21 protein-coding genes and 1 tRNA gene are annotated in these 25062 nt (G+C 74.6%); 21 read left to right on the forward strand and 1 reads right to left on the reverse strand.

What is annotated here, in order from left to right; genetic code table 11:
* Window positions 1-24 precede the first annotated feature (24 nt).
* The 7 genes from VG869_01695 to VG869_01725 all read left to right on the forward strand — a co-directional run bounded on the left by VG869_01695 (window position 25) and on the right by VG869_01725 (window position 8256).
* Window positions 25-735, forward strand: a complete 711-nt coding sequence (locus VG869_01695; GenBank protein HEV3449894.1) for a class I SAM-dependent methyltransferase — start codon at window positions 25-27, stop codon at window positions 733-735.
* Window positions 732-2429: a hypothetical protein gene (locus VG869_01700; GenBank protein ID HEV3449895.1), complete on the forward strand. Its 1698-nt coding sequence runs from the start codon at window positions 732-734 to the stop codon at window positions 2427-2429. The genes VG869_01695 and VG869_01700 overlap by 4 nt, the downstream gene beginning before the upstream one ends.
* A gap of 57 nt (window positions 2430-2486) precedes the next feature.
* Complete coding sequence (locus VG869_01705; GenBank protein HEV3449896.1) at window positions 2487-3803, forward strand: sugar transferase; 1317 nt, start codon at window positions 2487-2489, stop codon at window positions 3801-3803.
* Window positions 3800-5272 (forward strand): oligosaccharide flippase family protein, encoded by a 1473-nt coding sequence (locus VG869_01710; protein ID HEV3449897.1) that lies wholly within the window; start codon window positions 3800-3802, stop codon window positions 5270-5272. Before VG869_01705 ends, VG869_01710 begins: the two co-directional genes overlap by 4 nt.
* A complete protein-coding gene (locus VG869_01715) occupies window positions 5269-6027 on the forward strand; it encodes a glycosyltransferase (GenBank protein HEV3449898.1) in 759 nt (252 codons plus the stop codon). Before VG869_01710 ends, VG869_01715 begins: the two co-directional genes overlap by 4 nt.
* Complete coding sequence (locus VG869_01720; protein HEV3449899.1) at window positions 6024-6992, forward strand: glycosyltransferase family 2 protein; 969 nt, start codon at window positions 6024-6026, stop codon at window positions 6990-6992. The genes VG869_01715 and VG869_01720 overlap by 4 nt, the downstream gene beginning before the upstream one ends.
* Before the next feature lie 103 nt (window positions 6993-7095).
* Window positions 7096-8256, forward strand: a complete 1161-nt coding sequence (locus VG869_01725) for a Fic family protein (GenBank protein HEV3449900.1) — start codon at window positions 7096-7098, stop codon at window positions 8254-8256.
* A 9-nt stretch (window positions 8257-8265) separates the two neighbouring features.
* Here the strand turns inward: VG869_01725 and nadA are convergent, their stop codons facing one another.
* Entirely contained in the window at window positions 8266-9387 is a 1122-nt protein-coding gene (gene nadA / locus VG869_01730; GenBank protein HEV3449901.1) for a quinolinate synthase NadA, read from the reverse strand.
* A 199-nt stretch (window positions 9388-9586) separates the two neighbouring features.
* Here nadA and VG869_01735 point away from each other — a divergent pair, with 199 nt between their 5' ends.
* The 14 genes from VG869_01735 (at window position 9587) to VG869_01800 (ending at window position 24543) form a co-directional block, all read left to right on the forward strand.
* Window positions 9587-10819 carry a glycosyltransferase family 87 protein gene (locus VG869_01735; GenBank protein HEV3449902.1) on the forward strand — a complete coding sequence of 411 codons (1233 nt, stop codon included), beginning with the start codon at window positions 9587-9589 and terminating at the stop codon, window positions 10817-10819.
* A 26-nt stretch (window positions 10820-10845) separates the two neighbouring features.
* On the forward strand, window positions 10846-12705 hold the full coding sequence (uvrC, locus tag VG869_01740; GenBank protein ID HEV3449903.1) for an excinuclease ABC subunit UvrC: 1860 nt from the start codon (window positions 10846-10848) through the stop codon (window positions 12703-12705).
* Window positions 12702-13571, forward strand: a complete 870-nt coding sequence (gene rapZ / locus VG869_01745; GenBank protein HEV3449904.1) for an RNase adapter RapZ — start codon at window positions 12702-12704, stop codon at window positions 13569-13571. Before uvrC ends, rapZ begins: the two co-directional genes overlap by 4 nt.
* On the forward strand, window positions 13564-14487 hold the full coding sequence (gene yvcK / locus VG869_01750) for a uridine diphosphate-N-acetylglucosamine-binding protein YvcK (GenBank protein ID HEV3449905.1): 924 nt from the start codon (window positions 13564-13566) through the stop codon (window positions 14485-14487). Before rapZ ends, yvcK begins: the two co-directional genes overlap by 8 nt.
* Window positions 14484-15515, forward strand: coding sequence for a type I glyceraldehyde-3-phosphate dehydrogenase (gene gap, locus VG869_01755; protein ID HEV3449906.1), 1032 nt, complete (start codon window positions 14484-14486; stop codon window positions 15513-15515). Before yvcK ends, gap begins: the two co-directional genes overlap by 4 nt.
* A 4-nt stretch (window positions 15516-15519) precedes the next feature.
* Complete coding sequence (locus VG869_01760; GenBank protein ID HEV3449907.1) at window positions 15520-16692, forward strand: phosphoglycerate kinase; 1173 nt, start codon at window positions 15520-15522, stop codon at window positions 16690-16692.
* Window positions 16689-17456 (forward strand): triose-phosphate isomerase, encoded by a 768-nt coding sequence (gene tpiA / locus VG869_01765; GenBank protein ID HEV3449908.1) that lies wholly within the window; start codon window positions 16689-16691, stop codon window positions 17454-17456. The genes VG869_01760 and tpiA overlap by 4 nt, the downstream gene beginning before the upstream one ends.
* Before the next feature lie 49 nt (window positions 17457-17505).
* Complete coding sequence (gene secG / locus VG869_01770; protein HEV3449909.1) at window positions 17506-17742, forward strand: preprotein translocase subunit SecG; 237 nt, start codon at window positions 17506-17508, stop codon at window positions 17740-17742.
* Between the two features lie 142 nt (window positions 17743-17884).
* Window positions 17885-19519: an ABC transporter substrate-binding protein gene (locus VG869_01775; protein ID HEV3449910.1), complete on the forward strand. Its 1635-nt coding sequence runs from the start codon at window positions 17885-17887 to the stop codon at window positions 19517-19519.
* A 52-nt stretch (window positions 19520-19571) separates the two neighbouring features.
* Window positions 19572-20537 (forward strand): ABC transporter permease, encoded by a 966-nt coding sequence (locus VG869_01780; GenBank protein HEV3449911.1) that lies wholly within the window; start codon window positions 19572-19574, stop codon window positions 20535-20537.
* A complete protein-coding gene (locus tag VG869_01785) occupies window positions 20534-21487 on the forward strand; it encodes an ABC transporter permease (protein ID HEV3449912.1) in 954 nt (317 codons plus the stop codon). The genes VG869_01780 and VG869_01785 overlap by 4 nt, the downstream gene beginning before the upstream one ends.
* Window positions 21484-23538 carry an ABC transporter ATP-binding protein gene (locus tag VG869_01790; GenBank protein ID HEV3449913.1) on the forward strand — a complete coding sequence of 685 codons (2055 nt, stop codon included), beginning with the start codon at window positions 21484-21486 and terminating at the stop codon, window positions 23536-23538. The genes VG869_01785 and VG869_01790 overlap by 4 nt, the downstream gene beginning before the upstream one ends.
* 26 nt (window positions 23539-23564) lie before the next feature.
* Window positions 23565-23648, forward strand: a tRNA-Leu gene (locus VG869_01795).
* Between the two features lie 214 nt (window positions 23649-23862).
* Window positions 23863-24543 carry a hypothetical protein gene (locus VG869_01800; GenBank protein ID HEV3449914.1) on the forward strand — a complete coding sequence of 227 codons (681 nt, stop codon included), beginning with the start codon at window positions 23863-23865 and terminating at the stop codon, window positions 24541-24543.
* Window positions 24544-25062 lie beyond the last annotated feature (519 nt).

Consider the following 25062-nt stretch of genomic DNA (forward strand, 5'->3'; position numbering starts at 1 on the left):
CCGTCGCCCCGTAGCGTGCCGCCGGTGAGCTGGGAGACGCACGCGGCGTGGTGGCAGGAGCACTTCACCGACGGCGTCGACGCCGAGTACGAGGAGCAGATCCTCCCGCTCGTCGACGAGCACCTCGCCGGCGCGCGGCAGGTGCTCGACGTCGGCTGCGGCGAGGGCCAGGTGGCGCGACGGGTGGCCGCCGCCGGCGTCGTCGTCGTCGGCGTGGACCCCACCGCCGGCCAGCTGGCCACGGCGGCGACCCGCGGCGGCGGCGTTCGTTACGCGCGCGCCGTCGCCGAGCGGCTGCCGTTCGGGGCCGCCCGCTTCGACGCCGTCGTGGTCTGCCTGACCCTCGAGCACCTCGACCCCTTCGAGCCGGCGGTGCACGAGGTCGCCCGGGTCCTGGCGCCGGGCGGGCGGTTCTGCTGCTTCCTGAACCACCCCCTCCTCCAGACGCCGGGCAGCGGCTGGATCGACGACCACATCGTGGGGGAGCAGTACTGGCGGGTCGGCCCCTACCTGCCCGACGACGTGGCCATGGAGGAGGTGGCGCCGGGCGTCAGGTTGCCCTTCATGCACCGTCCGCTGAGCCGATACATCAACGTGATGGCCGACTGCGGGCTCCTGGTCGAGCGCATGGAGGAGCCGCCGCCCCCGCCGGGGTTCCTCGAGCGGGCCCCGGAGTACGCGGCGGCGGCGACGATCCCCCGGCTGCTCCTGTTGCGCGCCCGCAAGCACGGGTGACCGCCACCGTCGCGCCGCCGCGTCCGGCGGCCGCGACGGCCGCCCCTCCCGCCCGCACCAGTTGGTGGCGCCGCCCGCTGCTCGCGGCCGCGCTGCTGCTGGCGATCTACGGCGGGCTCTCCCTCGCCAACGACCCGCGGGCCTTCATGGCCTCCGACGTGGGCGGCAAGGTGGCGACCCTCCGGGCTATGGACGCCCGTGGCGACCTCCACCCCGACCTCGGCTACTGGGCGCACGCGCTCGACCCCCGCGGGGCGCTCTACCCGATCGTGAAGACCGACCACCGCGGGAGCCAGTGGGTCAACGTCACCACGCTCCCGATGCTCTACGCCGCCTACCCGCTCTACGAGCTCGGCGGCGTCCGCGCCATCCTCGTCCTGCCGATGCTCGGCGGTGTGCTCACCGCCCTCGGCGCCCGCGCGCTGGCGCGCCGCCTCGGCGGCCGCGGCGACCTGGCGTTCTGGCTCGTGGGGCTGGCCACGCCCGTCGTCGTGTACTCGCTCGACTTCTGGGAGCACACGCTCGGCCTCGCCGCGACGATCTGGGCCGTCGTCCTCCTCCTCGACGTGGCCGACCGCACGGCGGGCTGGCGCGCCGCCGCGGCCGCCGGGGCCCTGTTCGGCGTCGCCGCCACGATGCGGACCGAGGCCCTCGTCTACGCCGCGGTCGCGGTCGTCGTCGTCGTGTGGGCGGGTCGGCCGTGGCCGCGTCGGGACCTCGTCCGCGACGGCGCCGCCGCCGCCGGCGCGCTGCTCCTCCCGCTCCTCGCCAACACCGGCCTCGAGGTGCTCGCCTTCGGTTCGCCGTACCGCGCCTCGCGCACCTCCACGGCCGCGTCGGGCGCCGCGTCCTCGCTGGCCCTCCGGGCCAACGAGGCGGTCAGCACCACGATCGGGCTCAACGGCTTCGACACCGCGCTCGACTGGCTCCTCGGGGCCATGATCGTGCTCGGCTTGGCCGTGGCCGCGCTGCGCCTGCTGGCCCCGCGCCGCGACGGCCGCCTCGTCGGCTGGCTCGCGCTCGGGGTCGCGGCCCTCGGCTACGGCCTGCGGCTCCGGGCCGGGCTCAGCTTCCTCCCCGGGCTCCTCGTCTGCTCGCCGCTCGTCGTCGTCGGGCTCGTCGTCGCCAACCGCCGGCCCGCCTTCCGCCGACCGGTCGCGATCGCGCTCCTCGCGCTGCCGCTGGTGTGGCTGGCCCAGTTCGGCGGCGGCGCCGGCCCGCAGTGGGGCGGCCGGTACGAGCTGACCTCCGGGCTCCTGCTGGCGGTCGTCGCCGCGGTCGCGCTCGAGCGGGTCCCGTGGCGCGGCGCGGTGGCGATGATCGCGGTCTCCGCCGCCGCGACGGGCGTCGGGCTGGCGTGGCTGGCGGTGCGCACCCACGACTACGGCCGGACCACGAGCGCCGTCGCCGCCGAGCCGGGCCCCGTCGTCACGACCTCGGGGGCGCTCTACCACTTCTGGCGCGAGGGCGGCGCCTCCTACACCCCGACCCGCCCGTGGCTCACGGCGCCGCGACGGGCCGACCTGGCGGCGGCGGTCCGCCTCCTCGACCGGCTCGGCGCCACCTCCTTCACCCTCGTGAGCCAGAACCGGGCCCAGGCCCCGCCCGCGCTCGGCCCCTACCGCCGCCGCACCGGCCGCAGCCGGGCCCTCGTCGAGACGATCCGGATCGAGGTCACCCGGTACGCCCGGTAAGGGGCGGGCGGGGAGATCCAGGCTCAGCAGCGCCGCCCGCCCGGTCGATAGAGGACCATGCGGCGGCTCGCGCGGCTGGCGGTCAACGTCGGGACCGGCGTCTGCGTGCTCGGGCTCGGCGAGGCCCACGCGGTCGCGCACGGCTACGCCATGACCGGCACGTCGCGCTTCGCCTGGTCGCTCGGCTTCGTCCTGGCCCTGCTCGTCGCCGCCTACGGGTTCGGGCTCCCGGACGTGCCCCGCAGCCGGCGGCGGGCGGTCACCGCCGCCGTCGGCGCCATCGCCGCCGCGACCGCGTCGATCTCGGTGCCCGAGCTCTTCGTCGGCGACGCCCTCCTGCCCCGCGCCGTCGTCTTCGGGTCGGCGCTGGTGCTCGTCCCCTGGTACGTGCTCTGCGCCCGGCTGGCCGGTGACGCCCGGTCGCGCGCCGAGGAGCGCGACCGGGTGGTCCTGATCGGCGACGCGGAGGAGGGGGAGACGCTGCGCGCCGAGCTCGACCGGGCGCCCGAGCGCCACGCCGTCGTCGTGGCCACCGTCGCCCCCGACGACGCCGCGCTCGTCGACCCGCCCCGCCTCCCGCTGGTCGAGGTGGCGCGCGCCACCCACGCCACCGTGATGGTCCTGAGCCGCCGGGCCCAGAGCGACGACGACGTCGTCCTCCAGGTGGCGAGGCTGCACGAGGCGGGCGTCCGGGTGCGGACGCTGTCCCTCTTCTACGAGCAGTGGCTCGGGAAGCTGCCGGTCGGCGAGCTCGAGCGGGTCTCGCTGCTCTTCGACGTCGGCGAGGTGCACGCGCCGCGCTACGCGCGGGTGAAGCGCCTCTTCGACCTCGCGCTCGCCGGGGCCGGCACCGTCGTCCTCGCGCTCGTGACGCCCGTCGTCGTCCTCGCCAACCTCGTCGCCAACCGGGGCCCGCTCCTGTACCGCCAGCCCCGGGTCGGGCGCGACGGCCGCCCGTTCTCGATCCTGAAGTTCCGCACCATGCGGACGGTGGCGCCGGTGGGGGAGCCGACCGCCGAGCGGGACCCGCGCGTGACCCGCTTCGGCCGGCTGCTGCGCGGCACCCACCTCGACGAGCTGCCCCAGATGGTCAACATCCTGCGCGGCGAGCTGTCGATCGTCGGCCCCCGACCGGAGCAGCCCCACCTCGTGACCGAGCTCTCCGAGAAGCTGCCCTTCTACCGGCTGCGGCACCTCGTGCGTCCGGGCCTCACCGGGTGGGCCCAGGTGAAGTACCGGTACGCCGGCACCGAGATCGAGGCGCTCGAGAAGCTGCAGTACGAGTTCTTCTACCTGCGCCGCCAGAGCCTCGCCCTCGACGTGCGGATCGTCGGGCGGACGCTGCGGTCCGTCATGGGGCGCGACGGCCGGTGAGCGGGCCGACCGGAGCGACGGCGACGACCTCGGGCGACGCGTCGGCGGCGGCCCGCGGCTCGCTCGCGCTCACCGCGCTCCAGACCCTCGGGCGGCTCCTGGCGGTCGGGTTCGTGCTCGTGGCCACCCGTCACCTGGCGCCGGCCGCCTTCGGTCGCTACTCGACCGCGTCGGCGTTCGTCGTCATCGGCGGCATCCTCGCCGACTTCGGGACCACGATGGTGATCGTCCGGCGGGTGAGCCGCGACCCGGCGGGCTCGGACGCGCTGCTCACGCGCACCCTGCCCGCCTGCCTCGGCCTCGGCGTGGCGTCGATGCTCGTGGTGGCCGCCGTCGCCGTCGCCGCCGGGTACCCGAGCGCGACGCGTGGCGACGTCCTGCTCGCGGCGCTGGCCCTGCCCCCGTCGGCCTGCGTGACGTCGCTGCTCGGCGGGTTCGACGGCCGCGGCCTCATCGCCCGGCGCGCCCTCCTCACCTTCCTCCAGCTCGCGGTCGTCGCCGGCGGCGGCGTCGTCGGGCTGCTGGCGGCGGGGGCGCGGGGGGCGGTCGTCGCGCTGCCGGCGGCGCCGGTCCTCGCCCTCGTCGTCGGGGCGGTGATGGCCCGACGCGCCGGCGTGTGGTCGCTGCGGGTCCGACCCGACGCCGACGCGTCGTGGGCGCTGCTGCGCGACGCGCTGCCGTTCGGGCTGCTCGGCGGCATCGCCGCCCTCCAGCTGCGCTTCGACGTCGTGCTGCTCTCGATCGTCGGCACCGCCGCCGACACGGCGCGCTACGACCTCGCGGTCCGGGCCCTCGAGGCCCTCGCCTACCTCGGCACCGTCGTCGCCGCGCCCGCCATCTTCATCCTGAGCCGACGGCTCGGCCGTCGGGACGTGCCCGGGGCGCAGCGCGCCCTCGACCAGGCCGGGCGGTTCCTCGCCCTCATCGGCGTCCCGGTGTCGGCCCTCCTGGTCGGGCTGCACGGGCCGCTCACCACCGCCGCGTTCGGGGCCCGGTACGGGGGCGCGGCGGTGCCGCTGGCGATCGCCGGCGGGCAGCTCTGGCTCGCCTTCCTCGCCGCGCTCCAGTCGGCGGCGATCGTGGCCGGGGACCGGGTTTGGCCCGCGGTGCCGGTGGCGGCGGCGGCGATGGCGGTCATGGTCGGGCTCGACCTGGCCCTGGTCCCGCCCTTCGGCGCCGTCGGGGCGGCGGCGGCCACCGTCGCCGGCACGGTGGTCATGGTCGGGGCCTTCGGCCGGTTCCTCGCCCGGAGGGCCGGGCTCCGGACCCCGCGCCCGGCCGTCGGGGTGCTGGCCGCCGGGGTGCTCGCGGCCGTCGTCTCGGCCGTGCTCGCCCCGACCGGGCTCGTGCCCGCCGCCGCCGGGGGGCTCCTCGCGTACGCCGCCGCCGTCCTCGCCAGCGGCGCGGTGCGGCGCGCCGACGTGGCCCGCCTCTGGGGCCTCGCCCGCGGCTCCGCCGCGCTGACGTGACCGCGCCCGCCGTGGCCGCCGTCGACGTCGTGATCCTCACCTGGAACGACGAGCCCGCCGCCCTGCACGCCGCCGTCGAGTCGGCGAGCGGCCAGTCGGGCGTCGAGGTCGCCGTGACCGTCGTCGACAACGGCTCCGAGCCGCCGGCCGCCGTCGTGGCCCCGGGCGTGCGGGTCATCCGGAGCGCCACGAACCTCGGCGTGGGCGGGGGCCGGAACCTCGGCACCCGCGCCGGGCGGGCCCCGTACGTGTGCGTGCTCGACAGCGACGCCCGGCTGCGGCCCGGCGCGCTCGCGCGCCTCGCCGCCGCGCTCGACGCCGACCCGAGGATCGGGCTCGCCGCGCCCGTCTTCACCGGGCAGCCGCCCGAGGCCAGCGCCGGGCGGGCGCCGACGCTGCGCCGCAAGCTGGCTCGGGCCCTGAACCGGACCGACCGCTACGAGCCGACCCGCGGGCAGGGCGACGGCGAGGCGTGGGACGTCGAGTTCGCCATCGGCGCCTGCCAGCTGTTCCGCCGCGACGTGTTCGACGCCCTCGGTGGGATCGACGAGTCGGCCCGGTTCGGGCCCGAGGACGTGGACTTCTGCCTCCGGGCGCGACGCGCGGGCTGGCGGGTGGCCCAGGTCGGCGCGGCGGCGTGCGACCACCCGCCCCGCCGCGCCTTCCGCGCCCTCTGGAGCCGCCGAGGCCGGGAGCACGCCGCCGCGTTCGCGCGGCACTGGTGGCGTCACCACGGGGCGCTCGCTCGCCGATGACCGCCACCCTCGACGTGGTCATCGTCGCCTACGACAGCAGAGCGACGATCGGGTCGTGCGTCCGCGCCGCTCGGGCGCTGCCCGGTGTGGGGGAGGTGCTCGTCGTCGACCACGGCCGGGACGGGAGCGCAGCCGAGGCGCAAGACGCCGGCGCCGGGGTCGTGCGCGACACCTCAAACCCCGGGTTCGGGGCGGGCCAGAACCATGGCGTGCGCGAGACGACCGCGCCGTTCGTGCTGCTGTGCAACCCCGACGCGGTGGTCGACGCCGTCGGCGTGGCCGCCGGCGCGCGGCTGCTCGCGGACGACCCGTCCGTCGCGGCCGTCCAGGGCGTCATCGTCCACCGGGGCTCGGGGAGCCCCGAGCGCAGCCAGGGCCGCGAGCTCGGCCCCGTGCACCTCCTCGGGCGGGCGGTCGGCGCCCGGCGGCTCCTGCGCCACGACCCGGCGCGACGGCTGGCGCGGCGGATCCGAGGCGTCGCCGACCACGTCGACCGGGTGCCGACGACGCCGACCGCGGTCGAATCGCTGGCGGCGACGGCGCTGCTCGTCCGCCGGCGGGCGTTCGACCAGGTGCGCGGCTTCGACTCCGGCTACTTCCTCTACGGCGAGGACCTCGATCTCTGCCGTCGCCTTCGCGCCGACGGGTGGCGGCTCGTCGCGCTGCCGGAGCGCTTCGCGGTGCACGACGGTGGCGGCTCGTCGGTGACGCCGGTCGGGCGGGAGCTGGCGTGGTGGCGGGGGACCCTGCGGTTCGCGGCGCGGTGGTGGTCGCGCCCGGCGTGGTGCGCGGCGGTCGCGGCCGCCGCCCTCGCCTGGCTGCGGCTGAGCGTCCGCCACCCCGCCCGGGCCGGCGACGCCGCCCGCGCCCTGTTCATCGGCCCCGGTCGCGACCGCCGGGAGCGGCGGGTCGCAGCGACGCGCGCCGCGCGGCCGGGTCCGGAGATGGGCCCGGCCGGCGCCTGAACCGCGGCCGCCCGGCGTCCGGGAGGGGGAGCGAGGGCGATCCTTCCGCAAAGGCGGGTTTTCGGAACGATAAGATGTGATCGTTCCGAAAAAGGGGTCGGCCATGCGCACGGCGCCGTGCGGAGCCGAGGTTCCGATCGTCTGGCGGGGCCGGCAGGCTCGGGCCTTCGTCCCGCTGCCGCTCGCGGAGCGGGAGCTCAGGCTCTCGCCGGCGACGGCGGCCCGCGCCGCCGCCGCCAGCGCCGAGGTGGAGGCCGGCGCCGCGTCGCTCGGTGCGGGCTACGAGGGCCTGGCCCGGCTGCTGCTCCGCGCCGAGGGTCTGGCCTCCTCGTCCATCGAGGGCGTCCTCGCCGGGGTGCTCGACGTCGTCGTCGCCGAAGGCGCGCCGGAGGCGGCGCGCTCCCCGGCGACCTGGGTCGCCGCCAACCTGGCCGCGGTGACGGACGCGCTGACGGCCGCACCCGAGCCGCTCAGCGTGACCCGGCTCCGCGACTGGCACCGCACGCTCATGGCCGGCAGTCCGCTGCCCGGCCGCTTCGTCGGCGTCGTGCGGGACGAGCAGGGCTGGATCGGCGGCACGAGCCCCCTCGACGCCGCGCTGGTCACGCCGCCTCCGGACCGGCTCGGCGAGCTGCTCGACGACCTCGTCGCCTACGCCAACCGCCGTGACGTCGACCCGGTGGCGCAGGCGGCGATCGCCCACGCCCAGTTCGAGATCATCCACCCGTTCACCGACGGGAACGGGCGGATCGGGCGGGTGCTCGTGTCGTGGCTGCTCAGCCGCCGGCTGGCGTTGGTCGTCCCGCCACCGGTGAGCACCGGCCTCGCCGCCGACCGTGACGGCTACCTGGCCGGCCTCAGCCTCTTCCGCCTCGGGCAGCACGACCGTTGGGTGTCATGGTTCGCCTACGTGGCCGGCGGTGCCGGCGCGGCCGAGGTCGCGCTCGTGCGCGCCGTCGACGAGCTGCAGGCGCGCTGGCGCCGTCGGCTCGCCCGGCCTCGAGACGGACGCGCGTTGCGCCGCGACGCCCTGGCCTGGCGGGTGCTCGATCTCCTCCCGCGCCACCTCGTCCTGACCGCGGGCCTCGTCGCCCAGGAGCTCGGGGGCACCGCCCGCGCCGCTGCCAACGCGCTCGCCGAGCTCGTGGACGCCGGCGTCCTCGAGGAGCACCCGGTTGACGTCCCGGCCGTCCGGGGCCGGCCGCCGCGCCGGTACGTGAGCCCGGAGCTGCTCGCGGTGGCCCGGGCCGGCCCGGCGCCGTGAGCGGTCGCGTCAGTCGACGGGCGCGCCGGCCGGGACGCCGGGCAGCTCGAGCATCCGCTCGAGCGCGACACGGGCGCCGGCCGCGGTCTCGTCGTCGACGACGATCTGGTTCACGACCTCGCCGCGGGCCAGCGCCTCGAGGCACCAGGCCAGGTGCGGCCCGTCGATTCGGAACATCGTCGAGCAGGGGCACACGAGCGGGTCGAGCGACACCACCGTCCGGTCGGGGTGATCGGCGGCCAGGCGCTGCACCATGTGGATCTCGGTGCCGACCCCGAGCACGGCGCCGGGCGGCGCCGAGTCGACCCACTCGAGGATCCGCTCGGTCGACCCGACCCGGTCGGCGAGCAGCACCACGTCGTGGCTGCACTCGGGGTGCACGATCACCTCGCCGCTCGGGTGCTCGGCGCGGAAGGCCTCGACGTGCTCGGGGCGGAATCGCTGGTGCACGGTGCAGTGGCCCTTCCACAGCAGGAAGGTGGCCTCCTTCACCGCCCGCTCGTCGAGGCCGCCGACGTCGCGGCGCGGGTCCCAGACCCGCATCTGGGCCTCGTGATAGCCGAGGTCGTGGGCGGTGTTCCGGCCGAGGTGCTGGTCGGGGAAGAACAGCACCTTGTCGCCGCGGGCCAGCGCCCACTCCAGCACGATGCGCGCGTTCGAGGAGGTGCACACGGCCCCGCCGTGCTCGCCGACGAAGGCCTTCAGCGCCGCCGACGAGTTCATGTACGTGATCGGCACCAGCCGCTCGACGTCGGTGACGGCGGCGAGCTCGTCCCAGGCCTCGAGGACCTGGTCGAGGTCGGCCATGTCGGCCATCGAGCACCCGGCGTTGAGGTCGGGCAGCACCACCCGCTGGTGGTCGCCGGTGAGGATGTCCGCCGACTCGGCCATGAAGTGCACGCCGCAGAACACGATGTCGGTGGCGGCCGTGGTGGCGGCGGCGTCCTGGGCCAGCTTGAACGAGTCGCCCCGCACGTCGGCCCAGCGGATCACCTCGGGGCGCTGGTAGTGGTGGCCGAGGATCAGGAGCCGGGACCCGAGCTCGGCCTTCGCCGCGCCGATCCAGGCGTCGAGGTCCTCGGGGGTGGCGAGGGTGTAGCGGTCCGGCAGCGGGGCCTGAAGTCGGAGCATGTTGTCGTTCCTTCCTCGCCCGCAGGCGAGGCTCACGATCTACGGCTCCGGTCGGGCCGGCGGGGACAGCCTGGTCGCCCACCGCGGGGGTGTCGGCCCCGGAGCCGAACCTTGGCGCGGAGTACCAGGCCGGCCTACGCGCGAGCATAGTGCGCCTCGGGGGGCGTCCCCCTCGAGCCCGGCGAGCAGAAGTGCGGGCATGCGCCAGGCTGACCACATCCACGCGCCCAGCGGCGCCCGTCCCGGAACGGGGCGCTGGTGGTGGCTGCTCGTGTTCGTCCTCGTCGCCGGGCGCATCGCGGCGGTGCCGATCACCCTGGATCAGCGCGCCGCCCAGGGCAACCACAAGGTCCTGACCGGCGACATCCGCCGCTTCTACACCATCGCCACCCACCGGGGGACCCCCTACCGGGACTTCGAGGTGGAGTACCCGCCGCTCATGCTCGGCGCGATCAAGGCCCTCGACAGCTCGACGATCGGCGGCGCCACGGCGGCGACGATGTGGTCGCAGCTCGCGCTCGACTTCGCCGTGGCCGCGCTGCTGCTCTGGGGCTGGGGGCGGCGGGCCGCGGTCGCCTACCTGATCATCGGCGCGCCGTTCATCCTCTACCCGTTCCTGTACCTGCGGCTCGACCTGCTCTCGGTGGCCCTCGCGGTCGGGGGCCTGGCGCTGGTCCGGCACCGCAAGCCGGCGTTGGGCGGCGTGGCGCTGGCGCTGGCCTGCTTCGCGAAGGTGTGGCCGGTGCTGCTGGTCCCGAGCCTCCTGATCCGGCGCTCCTGGCGGGCGCTCGCCGCCTTCTGCGCCGTCGGCGCCGTCGGCGTGGCGGCCTGGGTGGGGTGGGTCGGCACGAAGGGCCTGCACCAGGTCCTGTCGATGCGCGGCGCGAGGGGCTGGGAGATCGAGAGCACGGTCGGCGCGGTGCTCCGCACCTGGTCGCCCGACAAGATCCGCCTCAACCGCGGCGCCTGGCGGTTCGGGGTCGTCCCGCACTGGGCCAACCTGACCCTCACCAGCCTGGTCATCGTCACCGTGGCGGCGGCGTGGCTGCTCGCCAACCGGCGGCGTCCCCACGGCGCCGCCGTCCTCGACGGGACCGCGGCCATCGCCGCCATCGCCGCCTTCCTCGTCTTCTCGCCCCTGCTCTCGCCCCAGTTCATGATCTGGATGGTCCCGTTCGCGGCGATCGCCGCCGCCCGCGGCGACCGGCTCGTCGCCGGCCTCGTGTTCGCGGTGGTGGCGCTGAGCGTCCTCGACTTCAACCTCATCTGGGAGCTCGTCCACACCAACCAGAACCTGCCCCAGGAGATCGTGCTCCTCCGCAACGCGCTGCTCCTGGTCCTGGTCGGGGTGTGCCTGGCTCGCCTGTTCCGGCGCGCCCGGGGCGCCGCCCTGGACGTCCCGTCGCCCCGGTCGGTGGAAGCGGCGGCCTAGCCCCGCCGGGCCGCCACAATGGGACGGTGGTGAAGCGTCCCGAACCCGGCTCGATCCCCGACACCCCCGGCTCCTACCAGTTCCGGGACGCCGAGGGCCGGGTCCTCTACGTCGGGAAGGCCAAGAGCCTCCGGAGCCGCCTGGCCAGCTACTTCGCCGACCCGGACACCCTCGCCCCCCGCACCCGCCAGCTCGTCGCCACCGCGGCGACGGTCGAGTGGATCGAGGTGCGGAACGAGGTCGAGGCCGTCTTCCTCGAGTACAACCTCATCAAGCGGCACCGGCCCCGCTTCAACATCCGGTACAAGGACGACAAGTCCTACCCGTACCTCGCCGTCACCCTCGACGAGGAGTGGCCGCGGGCGATGGTCCTGCGGGGCGCCAAGCGCGACGGGGTCCGCTACTTCGGGCCGTACGCGCACGCGTACGCCATCCGCGAGACCCTCGACCTGCTGCTCCGGACCTTCCCGATCCGGACCTGCACCCGGGCCAAGTTCGACCGTCACCACCGGCTCGGCCGCCCCTGCCTCTACGCGCACATCGAGAAGTGCGCGGCGCCGTGCGTCGGGGCCATCGAGGAGCCCGAGTACGCGCAGCTCACCGCCGACCTCGTCGCGTTCCTCGACGGCGAGACCGCGCCGATCCTCGACCGGCTCGACAAGCAGATGCACGAGGCCGCCGACGAGCTCGAGTTCGAGCGCGCGGCGCGTCTCCGGGACCAGATCACCTCGGTCCGCAAGGCCATCGAGCGCCAGCAGATGGTGGCGGCACGCGAGGAGGACCTCGACGTGCTCGGCGTCGCCGAGGACGCGCTCGAGGCGTCGGTGCAGGTGTTCTTCGTTCGCCGGGGCCGGGTCGTGGGCCGCAAGGGGATCGTTGTCGACAAGGTCGAGGACGTCGACCGGCCCGCGCTGATCAGCGGCCTGCTCGAGCAGCTCTACGCGGGCGCGCCGCCGACCGACGTCCCCCGCGAGGTGCTCGTCCCCGCCGCGCCCGAGGACGTCGCGCTCAGCACCGAGGTGCTGAGCCGGGTCCGCGGCGGCCGGGTGCGGATCCGTGTCCCGCAGCGGGGGGCGAAGCGGGAGCTGCTGGCGACCGTCACCCGCAACGCCGAGGAGGCGTTCGCGCAGCACAAGCTGCGGCGGGCGTCGGACCACAACGCCCGGGCCCGGGCGCTGACCGCGCTGCAGGACGCGCTCGGCCTGCCCGAGGCGCCCCTGCGGATCGAGGCCTTCGACATCTCGAACCTCCAGGGCCGGGAGATCGTGGCCTCGATGGTCGTGCTCGAGGACGGCCTGGCCAAGCGCTCCGACTACCGACGGTTCAAGCTCCGGCACCAGGAGGGCCAGGACGACGTCGGGGCCATGGAGGAGGTCCTCACCCGCCGGTTCCGCCGCTACCTGGTCGAGCGGGAGGAGGGGGCGAGGGCCGGGAAGCGCTTCGCGTACCCGCCGAACCTGCTGCTCGTCGACGGCGGGCGGGGCCAGCTGAACGCGGCGGTGCGGGTCCTCGAGGAGCTGGGCCTCGAGGAGATCTCGGTCGCCGCCCTCGCCAAGCGGTTCGAGGAGGTGTACCGGCCCGGCCGCGAGGAGCCGGTGCGCATCCCGCGCGACTCCGAGGCCCTGTACCTGCTCCAGACCGCCCGCGACGAGGCCCACCGCTTCGCCATCGGGTACCACCGCCGCCTGCGCGAGCGGCACGCCACCCGCTCGGTCCTCGACGACGTCCCCGGCCTCGGCCCCACCCGCCGGGCCCGGCTCCTGCGCGAGTTCGGGTCGGTGAAGCGCCTCCGCGAGCTCGAGGCCGACGAGCTCGTGGCGCTGCCGTGGCTGCCCGAGCGCGTCGCCCAGGCCGTCTACGCCCGTCTCCACGAGCCGAGCCCATGACCGCCGGCCCGCTCGAGCTCACGATCATCACCGGGCTGTCGGGCGCCGGCCGCTCCTCGGCCGCCGACGTGCTCGAGGACCTCGGCTTCTTCGTGATCGACAACCTGCCGCCGGCGCTGATCCCGAAGGTCGCCGAGCTGGCCCGCGACCGGGAGCGGGATTCGCGCTTCGCGCTCGTCGTCGACGTCCGCTCCGGGTCGTTCATGGACGAGCTCGACGCCGCCCTGCGCGAGGTGCGCGCCGCCGGGGTCCGCACCAGCACCCTGTTCCTCGACGCCAGCGACGAGGCGCTGGTCCGCCGCTTCGAGGCCTCCCGCCGGCCGCACCCCCGCGCCGCCGGCAGCCGAGTCTCCGACGGGATCGCCGAGGAGCGCAGCCTGCTCGAGGAGCTGAAGGGCGAGGCCGACGTCGTGGTCGACACGTCGAACCTGAACGTGCACGAGCTGCGCGAGCGCCTCCACGAGCTGTTCCGCGACGAGTCCGCCGCCGGGTCGCTGCAGACCACCATCGTCTCGTTCGGCTACAAGCACGGCGTGCCGCTCGACGTCGACCTCGTGTTCGACTGCCGCTTCCTCCCGAACCCCCACTGGGTCGACGCGCTCCGCCCCCTGCCGGGCACCGACGAGCGGGTGCGCCGCTACGTGCTCGACCAGCCCGAGGCGGCGCCGTTCCTCGAGCAGCTCCGCTCCCTCTTCGCGCTGCTGCTCCCGGCGTTCGCCCGCGAGGGCAAGTCGTACCTGTCGATCGGGATCGGCTGCACCGGCGGCCGGCACCGCAGCGTCGTGATCGCCGCCGAGCTGGCGACCCTGCTGGCCGGGCTCGGCTACCCGGCGCGCGTCCACCACCGGGACCTCGAGCGTGAGTGACGCCGCGAGCGGGCCCCGCGTCGTCGCCCTCGGCGGCGGGCACGGGCTGGCGGCCGCGCTCCGCGCCGCCCGGCGGTACGCCGGGGACATCACCGCCGTCGTCAGCGTCGCCGACGACGGCGGCTCCTCGGGCCGGCTGCGGCGCGACCTCGACGTGCTGCCCCCGGGCGACCTGCGGAAGTGCCTGGTGGCGCTGGCGGCGGGGGACGGGGTGTGGCCGGCCGCGTTCGAGCACCGCTTCGCCGCCGGCGACCTCGTCGGCCATCCCCTCGGCAACCTCGTGCTCGCCGGGCTCGGCGAGGCCCTCGGCGACCCGGTGGCGGCCATCGACGAGGCGGCCCGACTCCTCGGCGTCGTCGGCCGCGTCCGCCCCGCCACCGCCGGGCCGGTGGTGCTGAAGGCCGACGTCGAGGGCGAGACCGTGCAGGGCCAGGTGGCGGTGATGAACGTCGTCGGGCGCATCCGCCGGGTCGAGCTGGTGCCCGGCGACGCGCCCGCGCACCCCGACGCCGTCGCCGCCATCGCCGCCGCCGACCAGGTCGTGCTGGCCCCCGGCTCCCTCTACACCAGCGTCCTGCCGGTGCTCTGCGTGGCCGGCGTGCGGGCCGCGGTCGCCGCCACCCCCGCCCAGGTGGTGCAGGTCTGCAACCTCCGGCCCCAGCCGCCCGAGACCACTGGGCTCGACGCCGCCGACCACCTCCGGGCCGCGCTCGACCACGGCGCCCGGGTCGACGCCTTCCTCTACGAGGAGGGCGGCGGGCTCCCCGTCGACGCCGCCCGGATCCGGGCCTGGGGGGTCCGCCCGGTGGCCGGGCACATCGCCAGGCGCTCCGGCCTCGCCCACGACCCGGCCAGACTGGCGCCTGCGCTGACCGATCTGCTGGAGTCGCCATCCGAGGAGAGGGGTCCGACATGACCGTCCGCGTGGGGATCAACGGCTTCGGGCGGATCGGCCGCTCGTTCTACCGGGCCCTCCTGGCCCGGGGCACCGACTCCGGCGTCGACCTGGTGGCGGTCAACGACCCCATGGGCGACAGCGCCACGATGGCGTTCCTCCTGAAGCACGACTCGGTGGGCGGGACGCTCCGCCACGAGGTGAAGGCCAACGACGCCGGGTTCTCGGTCGACGGCCGCGAGGTCCGCAAGCTCGAGGTGATGGACCCGGCCGAGATCCCGTGGGGCGACCACGGCGTCGACGTCGTCATCGAGTCGACCGGCCTCTTCACCGCCCGGGACCAGGCCGCCGGCCACCTGCACGGCGGCGTCCAGCGGGTCATCATCTCGGCCCCGAGCGGCGACGCCGACGCCACCATCTGCCTCGGCGTCAACGACCGGGTCTACGACCCCGCCGTCCACACCGTCATCTCGAACGCCTCGTGCACGACGAACTGCCTGGCGCCGCTGGCGAAGGTCCTCGACGACCGGTTCGGGATCGAGCGGGGCCTCATGACGACGGTCCACGCCTACACGAGCGACCAGTCGCTCCAGGACCTCGCCCACCCGAGCCGCAAAGGCACCCCGGACCTGCGCCGCATGCGGGCCGCGGCGCTGTCGATCGTCCCGGCCAGCACCGGGGCGGCCCGGGCCATCGGGCTCGTCCTGCCCCAGCTGAAGGGCCGGCTCAACGGCACCGCGCTCCGGGTCCCGACCCCGACCGGGTCGATCACCGACCTCAGCGCCGAGGTGCGCCGCGAGGCGTCGCCCGAGGACGTGAACGTCGCCTTCGCCGAGGCCGCCAACGACCCCTCCTACCGGGGCGTGCTCGAGTACAGCGACGAGCCGCTGGTCTCGGCCGACATCGTCGGCAACCCGGCGTCGTGCGTCTTCTCGGCGCTCGACACCATGACCACCGGGAACCTCGTGAAGGTGCTCGGCTGGTACGACAACGAGTGGGGCTACTCGAACCGCCTCGTCGACCTGGTCGCGTTCGTCGGCGACCAGTGAGCGGGTGAGGCTCCCGCAGCTGGAGGACCTGCCCCTCGACGAGGGGGCCGTCGCGCTCGTCCGCGTCGACTTCAACGTGCCGCTGCGCGACGGGGAGATCGAGGACGACCTCCGGATCACCACCGCGCTGCCGACCCTGGGCTGGCTGGCCGACCGCGGGGCCCGGATCGTCGCCTGCGGTCACCTCGGACGCCCCCGGGGCGCGCCCGACCCCGCCGCCACGATGGCGCCGGTGGCCCGCCGCCTCGGCCAGCTGCTCGACGCCGACGTGCCCCTGGTCCCGATCGCCGGCCCCGGGCGCGACGACGCCGCCGCCGCCCTCGAGCCGGGTGGCGTTGTTGTCCTCGAGAACCTGCGGTTCGATCCCGGCGAGACCGCGAACGACCCCGCCTTCGCGGCCCGGCTCACCGACGGCGCCGAGGTCTACGTGAACGAGGCCTTCGGCGCCTCGCACCGGGCGCACGCGTCGATCGTCGGGCCGCCCCGGCTCGTCCCGAGCGCGGCCGGCCGCCTCCTCGAGCGCGAGGTGCGGGTGCTGTCGAGCCTCCTCGAGGCGCCGGCGCGTCCGTTCGTGGCCATCCTCGGCGGGGCCAAGGTCAGCGACAAGCTCGGCGTCCTCGACGCGCTCCTCGCCCGCTGCGACGCCGTGCTCGTCGGCGGGGCCATGGCCTTCACCTTCCTCGCCGCCGCCGGCCTCCCGGTGGGGGACAGCCTCGTCGAGCCCGACCGGGTCGACGACTGCCGCCACCTGCTCGACACCGGACGCCTGCACGTCCCGACCGACTTCGTGGTCGCCACGACCCCCGCCGCCGACGCCGACACCAAGGTCGTCGACCGCGACGCCATCCCCGCCGGCTGGCAGGGCCTCGACATCGGCCCCGCCACCGCGGCCGCGTTCGCCGCGGTCATCGCCACCGCCGCCACCGTGGTCTGGAACGGCCCCATGGGCGTGTTCGAGCTGGCGCCGTTCGCGGCCGGGACGCGCGCGGTCGCGGAGGCGGTCGCCGCCTGCCCCGGGTTCACCGTGGTCGGCGGCGGCGACAGCGCCGCCGCCCTCCGCGGCTTCGGGCTGGCCGGCGCGGTCGACCACGTGAGCACCGGCGGCGGCGCCGCCCTGGAGCTGCTCGAGCGCGGCGACCTGCCCGGCCTGGCCGCGCTCCGGGAGGGACGACCGTGACCCGCCGGCCCGTCATCGCCGGCAACTGGAAGATGCACCACGACCACCTCGTCGCGATCCAGGTCGTGCAGAAGCTCTCGTACCGGCTGGACCCGGCCGACTACGAGGGCTGCGACGTGGTCGTGTGCCCGCCGTTCACCGACCTGCGCACCCTCCAGACCCTCACCGAGGCCGACCGGATCCCCATCCAGCTCGGCGCCCAGAACTGCCACTGGCAGCCCCAGGGCGCGTTCACCGGGGAGGTGAGCCCGCCGATGCTGGCCCGCCTCGGCGTGCGCTACGTCATCGTCGGCCACTCGGAGCGCCGCCAGCTGTTCGGCGAGACCGACGAGGACGTGAACCGCAAGTGCAAGGCCGTCCTCAAGCACGAGATGGCCCCCATCGTCTGCGTCGGCGAGACCCTCGAGGAGCGCGAGCGCGGCGACACCGAGCCGCGGGTCGTCGGCCAGATCGCGGGCGCCTTCGCCGGCGTCCGGGCCGCCGACGCCGAGCGCGCCGTCGTCGCCTACGAGCCCATCTGGGCCATCGGCACCGGGCGCACCGCCACCCCCGACGACGCCAACGCCACCATCGGCGTCATCCGGCGGGCGCTCCGCGACCTCTACGCCGACACCGCCGACGCCATGCGCATCCAGTACGGCGGCAGCGTGAAGCCCGGCAACATCGCCGACCTCATGAGCCGACCCGAGATCGACGGGGCGCTGGTCGGGGGCGCCTCGCTCGACCCCGACGACTTCGCCCGCATCGTCCAGTACCGACGCTGAGCCGGGCCGCGGAGCCGGCGTCGGGCCGCCCCGACGGTAGGCTCACGCGGTGCTCAACGCGGTCCTCCTCTTCTTCGACGTCGCCACCGGCCTCGGCCTCGTCTTCCTGATCCTCCTGCACTCGGGTCGCGGCGGCGGCCTCTCCGACATGTTCGGCGGCGGGCAGCTCGGCGGGTCCATGGCCGGCTCGACCGTCGTCGAACGGAACCTCGACCGCCTGACGATCATCACCGCGGTGATCTTCACCTTCGCCACCGTCATCCTCGCCCTGCGCCTCCAGCCCTAGACGGTCGCCGCGGCGCGCGTCACGCCGGGCCGGCGCCGGGGTCCCTCGATTCCGAGAAGCGCTGTGGTAGCACGGTCGCGCGACCCGACCGACAAGGGGGACCACCGAGGTGCACTCGCGCCGCTGGTATCGGCGCGCGAGCGTGGCGTTGGGCGGGCTCGCGATCTCGCTCGTCGCGGTGTCACCCGTCGCCGCCGTCCCCGCCGCTCGCGCGCGCGCCGGCCCCCGCGGCGAGATCGTGATCGGCGCCGAGCAGGAGCCCGACTGCGCCGACTGGGTGTCCTCCTGCGCCGGGGCCAGCTGGGGCGTCTTCACGATGCAGGAGGAGACGATGCCCCGCGTCTTCGACATCCTCCAGCGCGGCGGGCAGTGGGCCTACGTGCCGAGCCCGCTGATGGCGGCGCCCCCGACGCTCAGCACCGCCGCCGGGGCCCAGGTCGTCACGTACCGGATCAACCCGAGCGCGGTCTGGTCGGACGGGGCGCCGATCACCGCCAGCGACTTCCGGTACACGTGGGACCAGGTCGCCCACGGCGCCGCCATCTTCGACCGCACCGGCTACGACCGGATCGCGTCGGTCGACGACCGCGACCCCCACACCGCGATCGTCACCTTCCAGCAGCCGTACGCGGGCTGGCGGCAGCTCTTCGGCGGCGGGTACGGGATCTACCCGAGCCACCTGCTCGCCGGCCGGAACCGCGACAACGCCATGAAGGACGGCTACTCGTGGTCCGGGGGGCCGTTCAAGATCCAGGCGTGGGACAAGGGCATCGACGTCGTGCTGGTCCCGAACCCGGCCTACTGGGGCCCGAAGCCGAGGGTGGGCAAGGTCACGTTCAAGTTCCTCACCGACACCGCGGCCGAGTTCCAGGCCTTCCAGGGCGGCGAGATCAACGCCATGTACCCCGACCCGCAGCCCGACGCCATCCGGTCCCTCCGGGCCGGCCTCACCGACGCCGCGTCGGTCGTCACGCCGACCACCGGGAACCTCGAGGCGCTCTGGATGAACAACGCCGTCTTCCCGCTCGACTCGGTCGCGGTCCGCCAATCCATCGCCTACTCGATCGACCGCGCCGCCATCGTTCGCCTCCTCTTCGGTCCCGTCGGCGTGACCAGCCCCGCGAACTCGCTGAACCCGCCGATCCTCGCCGCCTACAGCGACCAGCGGGCCTTCGCCGGCTACCACCTCGACCTCGCCGCGGTGAACCGGCTCATGACCGGGGACGGCTGGCAGCGGTCCGGCGGCGTCTGGCAGAAGAACGGACGGTCGGCGCAGCTCACGATCGTGACGACCGCGGCCAACAAGCGCCGCGAGCTCACCGAGCAGGTGCTCCAAGCCCAGCTCCGGCGGGCCGGCTTCGCGCTCACCATCCAGAACCGCGACGCGAACACCCTCTTCGGGCAGGTGCTCCCGGCCGGCACCTTCCAGCTCGGCCTCTACGCCGACGTCGTGACCGACCCCGACCCCGGGCTCTGCACCGTGTTCTGCGCCCGCAACATCCCGACGCCGGCCAACGGCCAGTCCGGCTCGAACTTCACGCGCACCAGCATCCCGACCCTCGACCCGCTCCTCGAGCAGGTCGACGCCGCCACCGACGACGCCGCCCGGGTCCAGGCCTCGAAGGCCGCCGACCGGATCCTCGCCGCCCAGCAGGTCACGCTGCCCCTCGACCCGCTTCCGAACATCGCCATCTGGAGCCGGCGGGTGCGCGGAGTCCAGGGCGACAACCCGGTCTACGGCATGTTCTGGAACCTGAGCCGATGGCAGCTCCAGTAGCGGGGGAGGGCGCCCCGCCGCGACGCCCCTCGGCGGCCTCGCGGGCGACGCGATGCTGACCTACCTCGGCCGGCGCGCCCTCTACGCCATCCCGATCATCCTCGTCGCCTCGTTCCTGACCTTCGCGTTCGTTCGGGCCACGTTCGACCCGACCGCCAAGTTGCGCCAGTCCCGGGAGGCGGCGTCGGCGATCCGCGCCGAGCGGGCGCGGCTCGGCCTGAACCAGCCCCTCGTCGAGCAGTACGGCACCTGGCTCGGCCGCTTCCTGCGCGGCGACTGGGGGACGAGCGAGCGCACCCGCGAACCGGTGTCGAGCCAGATCGGGCGCGCCCTCGGCAACACCGCCCAGCTCGTGGTGTGGGGCGTGCTCGTCGCCGCGGTCGCCGCCGTCGCCATCGGCGTCTACTCGGCGCTGCGGCAGTACTCGGTGTTCGACTACACGTTCACCGGCCTCTCCTTCATCGGCCTCGCGCTCCCGCCGTTCTGGTTCGGGCTCCTCGCCATCGAGTTCCTCGCCGTCGGCCCGAAGCAGTGGTTCCATCTCTCCGAGCCGCCGCTGTTCTTCATCAACCTGCACTCGAGCAGCGGCGGCGCCCTCGACTACGCCCGGCACCTGGTCCTGCCCGTGCTCACCCTGACCGTGCAGATCATCGCCGGCTGGAGCCGGTTCCAGCGCGCCTCAATGCTCGACGTCATGTCGTCCAGCTACATCCGCACCGCCCGCGCCAAGGGCGTGCCTCGACGTCGGGTGGTGCTGCGGCACGGGCTCCGCAACGCGCTCATCCCCCTCGTCACCGTCATGGCCCTCGACATCGGCGCCCTCTTCGGCGGGCTCATCGTCACCGAGAAGATCTTCTCCATCCCCGGCATGGGCAAGCTGTTCCTCGACTCGCTCCTCGCCGGTGACGCCACCACGCTCACGGCCTGGCTCGTCGTCACCGCCGCGTTCATCGTCGCCTTCAACCTCCTCGCCGACGTCGCCTACGGCTGGCTCGACCCCCGGATCCGGCTGGCGTGAGGCCGCCCCCGCCCGCGACGCCCGCGGTCCCCGAGCCCGAGCCGATCGGGCCGTCGGAGCTGCTCCCCGCCGCGCTGTCCCCGGTGGCGGTCGACGGCCGGCCCCGCCCGCCGGCCGGGCGCTTCTGGCCGCGCCTGGCCCGCCACCGGCTGGCGGCGGCGTCGGTCGTCGTCCTCGCGGCCCTGGTCGTGGTGTGCTTCGGCGCCTCGCTCTTCGCCCCGTACGGCCCGAACGACCAGCACCTCGCCCTCGGCGCGGTCGGGCCGTCCTGGCACCACTGGTTCGGCACCGACGAGCTCGGCCGCGACCAGCTGTCGCGGCTCCTTGCCGCCGGTCAGATCTCCCTCGAGATCGGCCTGGCGGTGGCGGTCCTCTCGACCGTGGTCGGCACCGCCGTCGGGGCCGCGGCCGGGTTCGTCGGCCGGGCCACCGACCAGGCCCTGATGCGACTCACCGACCTGTTCCTCATCGTCCCCGCCGTCGCGGTCCTCGCCATCGCCCTCGAGCGGTTCGGCCACGACCGCCTCACGATCATCTGGGTGCTGGCGGCGCTGTTCTGGATGTACGTGGCCCGCGTCGTCCGTGCCGAGGTCCTCTCGATCAAGGAGCGGGAGTTCGTCGAGGCGGCCCGGGCCTCCGGCGCCACCGGGCCCTGGATCGTGCTGCGCCACGTCCTCCCGAACTGCGTGGGACCCGTCGTCGTGAACGCCACCCTCTCGGTGGCGGCGGCCATCGTCGCCGAGTCGACGCTCTCGTTCCTCGGCTTCGGGATCCAGCTGCCCGGCACGTCGTGGGGGCGCATGCTCGCCGACGCCGAGGGGACCGTCGGGACGTCCCGGTCGTACCTCCTCTACTTCCCGGGTCTGGCCATCCTCCTCACCGTGCTGGCGGTCAACTTCCTCGGCGACGGGCTGCGGGACGCGTTCGACCCGGAGGGCGGCGCGGCGTGACGCGCGGGGCGCCGCTCCTCTCGGTCGAAGGCCTCACCGTCGACTTCCCGACCGACGACGGGCCGCTCCACGCCGTCGACGACCTGAGCTTCGGGCTCGACGAGCACGAGGTCGTCGGCGTGGTCGGCGAATCCGGCTCCGGCAAGACCGTGACCGCCCTGGCGATGCTCGGCCTGCTCCCGCGCCGAGCCCGGGTCCGGGGATCGGTCCGCTTCCGCGGGGAGGAGCTCCTCGGTCGGCGGGAGCGCGACCTCGAGCGGCTGCGCGGGAACGCGGTGGCGATGGTGTTCCAAGACGCGCTCGCCGCCTTCAACCCGGTCATGACCGTCGGCGACCAGGTCGCCGAAGCCGTGGCCGTGCACCAGCCCGACCTCGGCGGGCCGTCGCGCCGCGAGCGCGTCGTCGCCCTCCTCGAGCTCGTCGGCGTCCCCGACCCGGCCTGCCGAGCCGGGCAGTACCCGCACCAGTTCTCGGGGGGGATGCGGCAGCGGGCCATGCTGGCGATGGCGCTCGCCAACGACCCCGCGCTCCTCATCGCCGACGAGCCGACGACGGCCCTCGACGTCACGCTCCAGGCCCAGGTGCTCGACGTGCTCGAGCGCATCCGCGACCGCACCGGCACCGCGATCCTCCTCATCACCCACGACCTCGGCGTGGTCGCCGGATTAGCCGAGCGCGTCCTCGTCCTGTACGCGGGACGGGCGGTCGAGGAGGCGCCCGTCGACGCGCTCTTCGCGGCTCCCCGGCACCCGTACACGCTCGGGCTGCTGGCGTCGCTCCCGCGCCTCGACCGCGGGTCGCGCGGCACCACCCTCTTCCGGATCCCGGGTCAGCCCCCGTCGCTCGTCCACCGGCCCGCGGGCTGCGCCTTCCACCCCCGGTGCGCGTTCCGGGTCCTGCCGGCGCCGTGCGCCACCGAAGTCCCCGACGCCGTCGAGGTCGGCGCCGGGCACCGGTCGGCGTGCCACCGGGTGGCCGAACTCGACGGCGTCACCCCCGATCAGCCGCGGGCGGGGGCGGGGGTGAGCACGCCGGCACCGCTGGAGCCGGCGCTCGACGACCGCGCGCGAGGGCGCGTGCTCGAGGTCCGCGACCTCACGAAGGACTTCCCCGTCCGGGGCGGGTTCTGGCGGCGGCCGGTCGGCCACGTCAGCGCGGTGGCGGGGGTGAGCTTCGACGTGCTCCGCGGCCAGACCTTCGCCCTCGTCGGCGAGTCCGGCTGCGGGAAGACCACGACCGCCCGCCTGATCCTGCGGCTCCTGCCCGCGACGGCCGGCACGGTCCGCTTCGACGGCACCGACCTCCTCGGCGTCGCCAGCGGCACCATGCGCCGGGCGCGCCGTCGGCTCCAGATCGTGTATCAGGACCCGTACGCGTCCCTGAACCCGCGGCTCACCGTCGGCGGCATCGTCGCCGACCCCCTCCGCGTGCACGGGCTGTGGTCCGACCACGGCCGCGACCGCGTCCGCACCCTGCTCGAGCAGGTCGGCCTCGACGCCGGCGACGCCCGGCGGTACCCGCTCGAGCTCTCGGGCGGGCAGCGGCAGCGGGTGGGGATCGCGCGGGCGCTGGCCTTGGAGCCGGAGCTGCTGGTCCTCGACGAGCCCGTCAGCGCCCTCGACGTGTCCATCCAGGCCGGCATCGTGAACCTGCTCGACGAGCTGCAGCGGCGACTCGGCCTCACCTATGTCTTCATCGCCCACGACCTGGCCGTCGTGCGCCACGTCGCCGACGTCGTCGGCGTCATGTACCTCGGGAAGCTGGTCGAGCGCGGGCCCGCGAGCCTCGTCTACGACGAGCCCCAGCACCCGTACACCCAGGCCTTGCTCTCCGCGGTGCCGGTGCCGGACCCGGCGACCGAGCGGCGACGACGCCGGATCCTGCTCCAGGGCGACGTCCCGAGCGCGGCCGACCCGCCGAGCGGGTGCCGCTTCCGCACCCGTTGCTGGCGCGCCCAGGCGGTCTGCGCGGAGCAGGAGCCCCGGCTCGAGTCCAACGGTCGCGACCATGCGGTCGCGTGCTTCTTCCCGGGGCCGGAGACCGGCTCGTGAACGGCCGTCGGTACACTGCACACCTCGTCGGAGTGGCGGAATCGGCAGACGCGCTAGCTTGAGGGGCTAGTGCCCGCAAGGGCGTGGGGGTTCAAGTCCCCCCTCCGACACCCCGGCTGACCAGCGTGACCGAGTGAGGACCAACGCGCTAAAAGTGACCACTAAGGCGAGCGGGGAGTCAGCCGTGCGCAGAGTGCTCATCATCGCGAACACGCGATGAGGCGTGGCGGCAACCTAGGTCGGGCTCACGATCGGCGGGAAGGTGCATGGCGGCGTCGGATGAGCGCGCGGCGAGCGCTCGTTTGTGGTGGCGTGAGTCTTGTGTTGCTGGCCCCGACCGGGTCGGCGTATGGCAGCACCGTGACGATTGGACAGACCAGCGCAGCGCACGTGCTGTGTCAGACCAATTTTGACGTGGTGCAGCTCCGTACCGGACCGGGTGTCCCCAGTTACGTCGTTCCGCTGAGCGGTGGACGGATCGTGTCGTGGAGTACCCAAGGCGGACCGGACAAAGGGCTGATGGCGGTGGAGATCTGGCGACGGACGGCTTCACCGGACCGGTTCATCCTGGTGGGTATCAGCCCCGAGGAACAGATCGCACCCAACGTGCTCAACACTTTCAGTCTGGCGTCGCCGATCGTGGTGCAGGCGGGCGATCTGCTGGGCGACCATTTCGAGTTCGCTGACTGTCTCGCGATTGGTGGTACGCAAGCCGACGATGTTGGACAATCCCCGCTGGGTGGAGGCCCGCTTCCCACTCCAGGGCAGACGGAGACGCTGAGGAGTATCGGCGGCGGTGTCGAACTGAACATCGCCGCCCAGGTGGCTCCGCCCGCCCCTACCTCGAAGGACCAGTGCAAACAAGGCGGATGGCAAACCCTGACCGACCGACAGGGCCGAGCCTTCGTCAATCAGGGACAGTGCATCGCATTCGTCGAACGCCAACAACACACAACCTCCGCCCAGGCAGGGGAACGAAGCGGTGGGCATCACTCCCCTCGATAACAGCACGGCACACGCCACCTTTTGACTCACGCTCGCCTGCTCGGAACGGTCTTTGAGCGCCCCGGGCGCTGGCTCGACGGGACGCCCACAAACCGATCGGTCGTCTAAGAGTCCATCTAAGAGACTGCGCGGTACGGCGCGCGATTAGGCGGAAGAGCGGGCTGGCGTCGCCGGAGCGCACTGCGCTTGGCCTGGAGCTTCGCGACTGGCGGATACGGGCTGAGACTGATCGGCGGATTTGAGGGGCTAGTGCCCGCAAGGGCGTGGGGGTTCAAGTCGCCCCTCCGACACCGGCTGACGTGCGCAACTTCGTCGCCGCTGCGCTGCCCTGAACGCATTTCATGGGCGCGTCCACCGAACGTCTACCGGGGACTCAGCAGCGCAACGGCCCGCGGAATCAGTGTTGCTGCGAGTGCGAACTAGAGCGCTGAGCGGGCCCAGCCTTATCCCATCCGGCTGGTGAACTGGTCCATGTCGAAATAGTCGCGCCAGGCGTTGATCTTGCCGTCACTGACCTCG

This window comes from Acidimicrobiia bacterium (genome assembly GCA_035948415.1).
GTDB lineage: Bacteria > Actinomycetota > Acidimicrobiia > IMCC26256 > PALSA-555 > PALSA-555.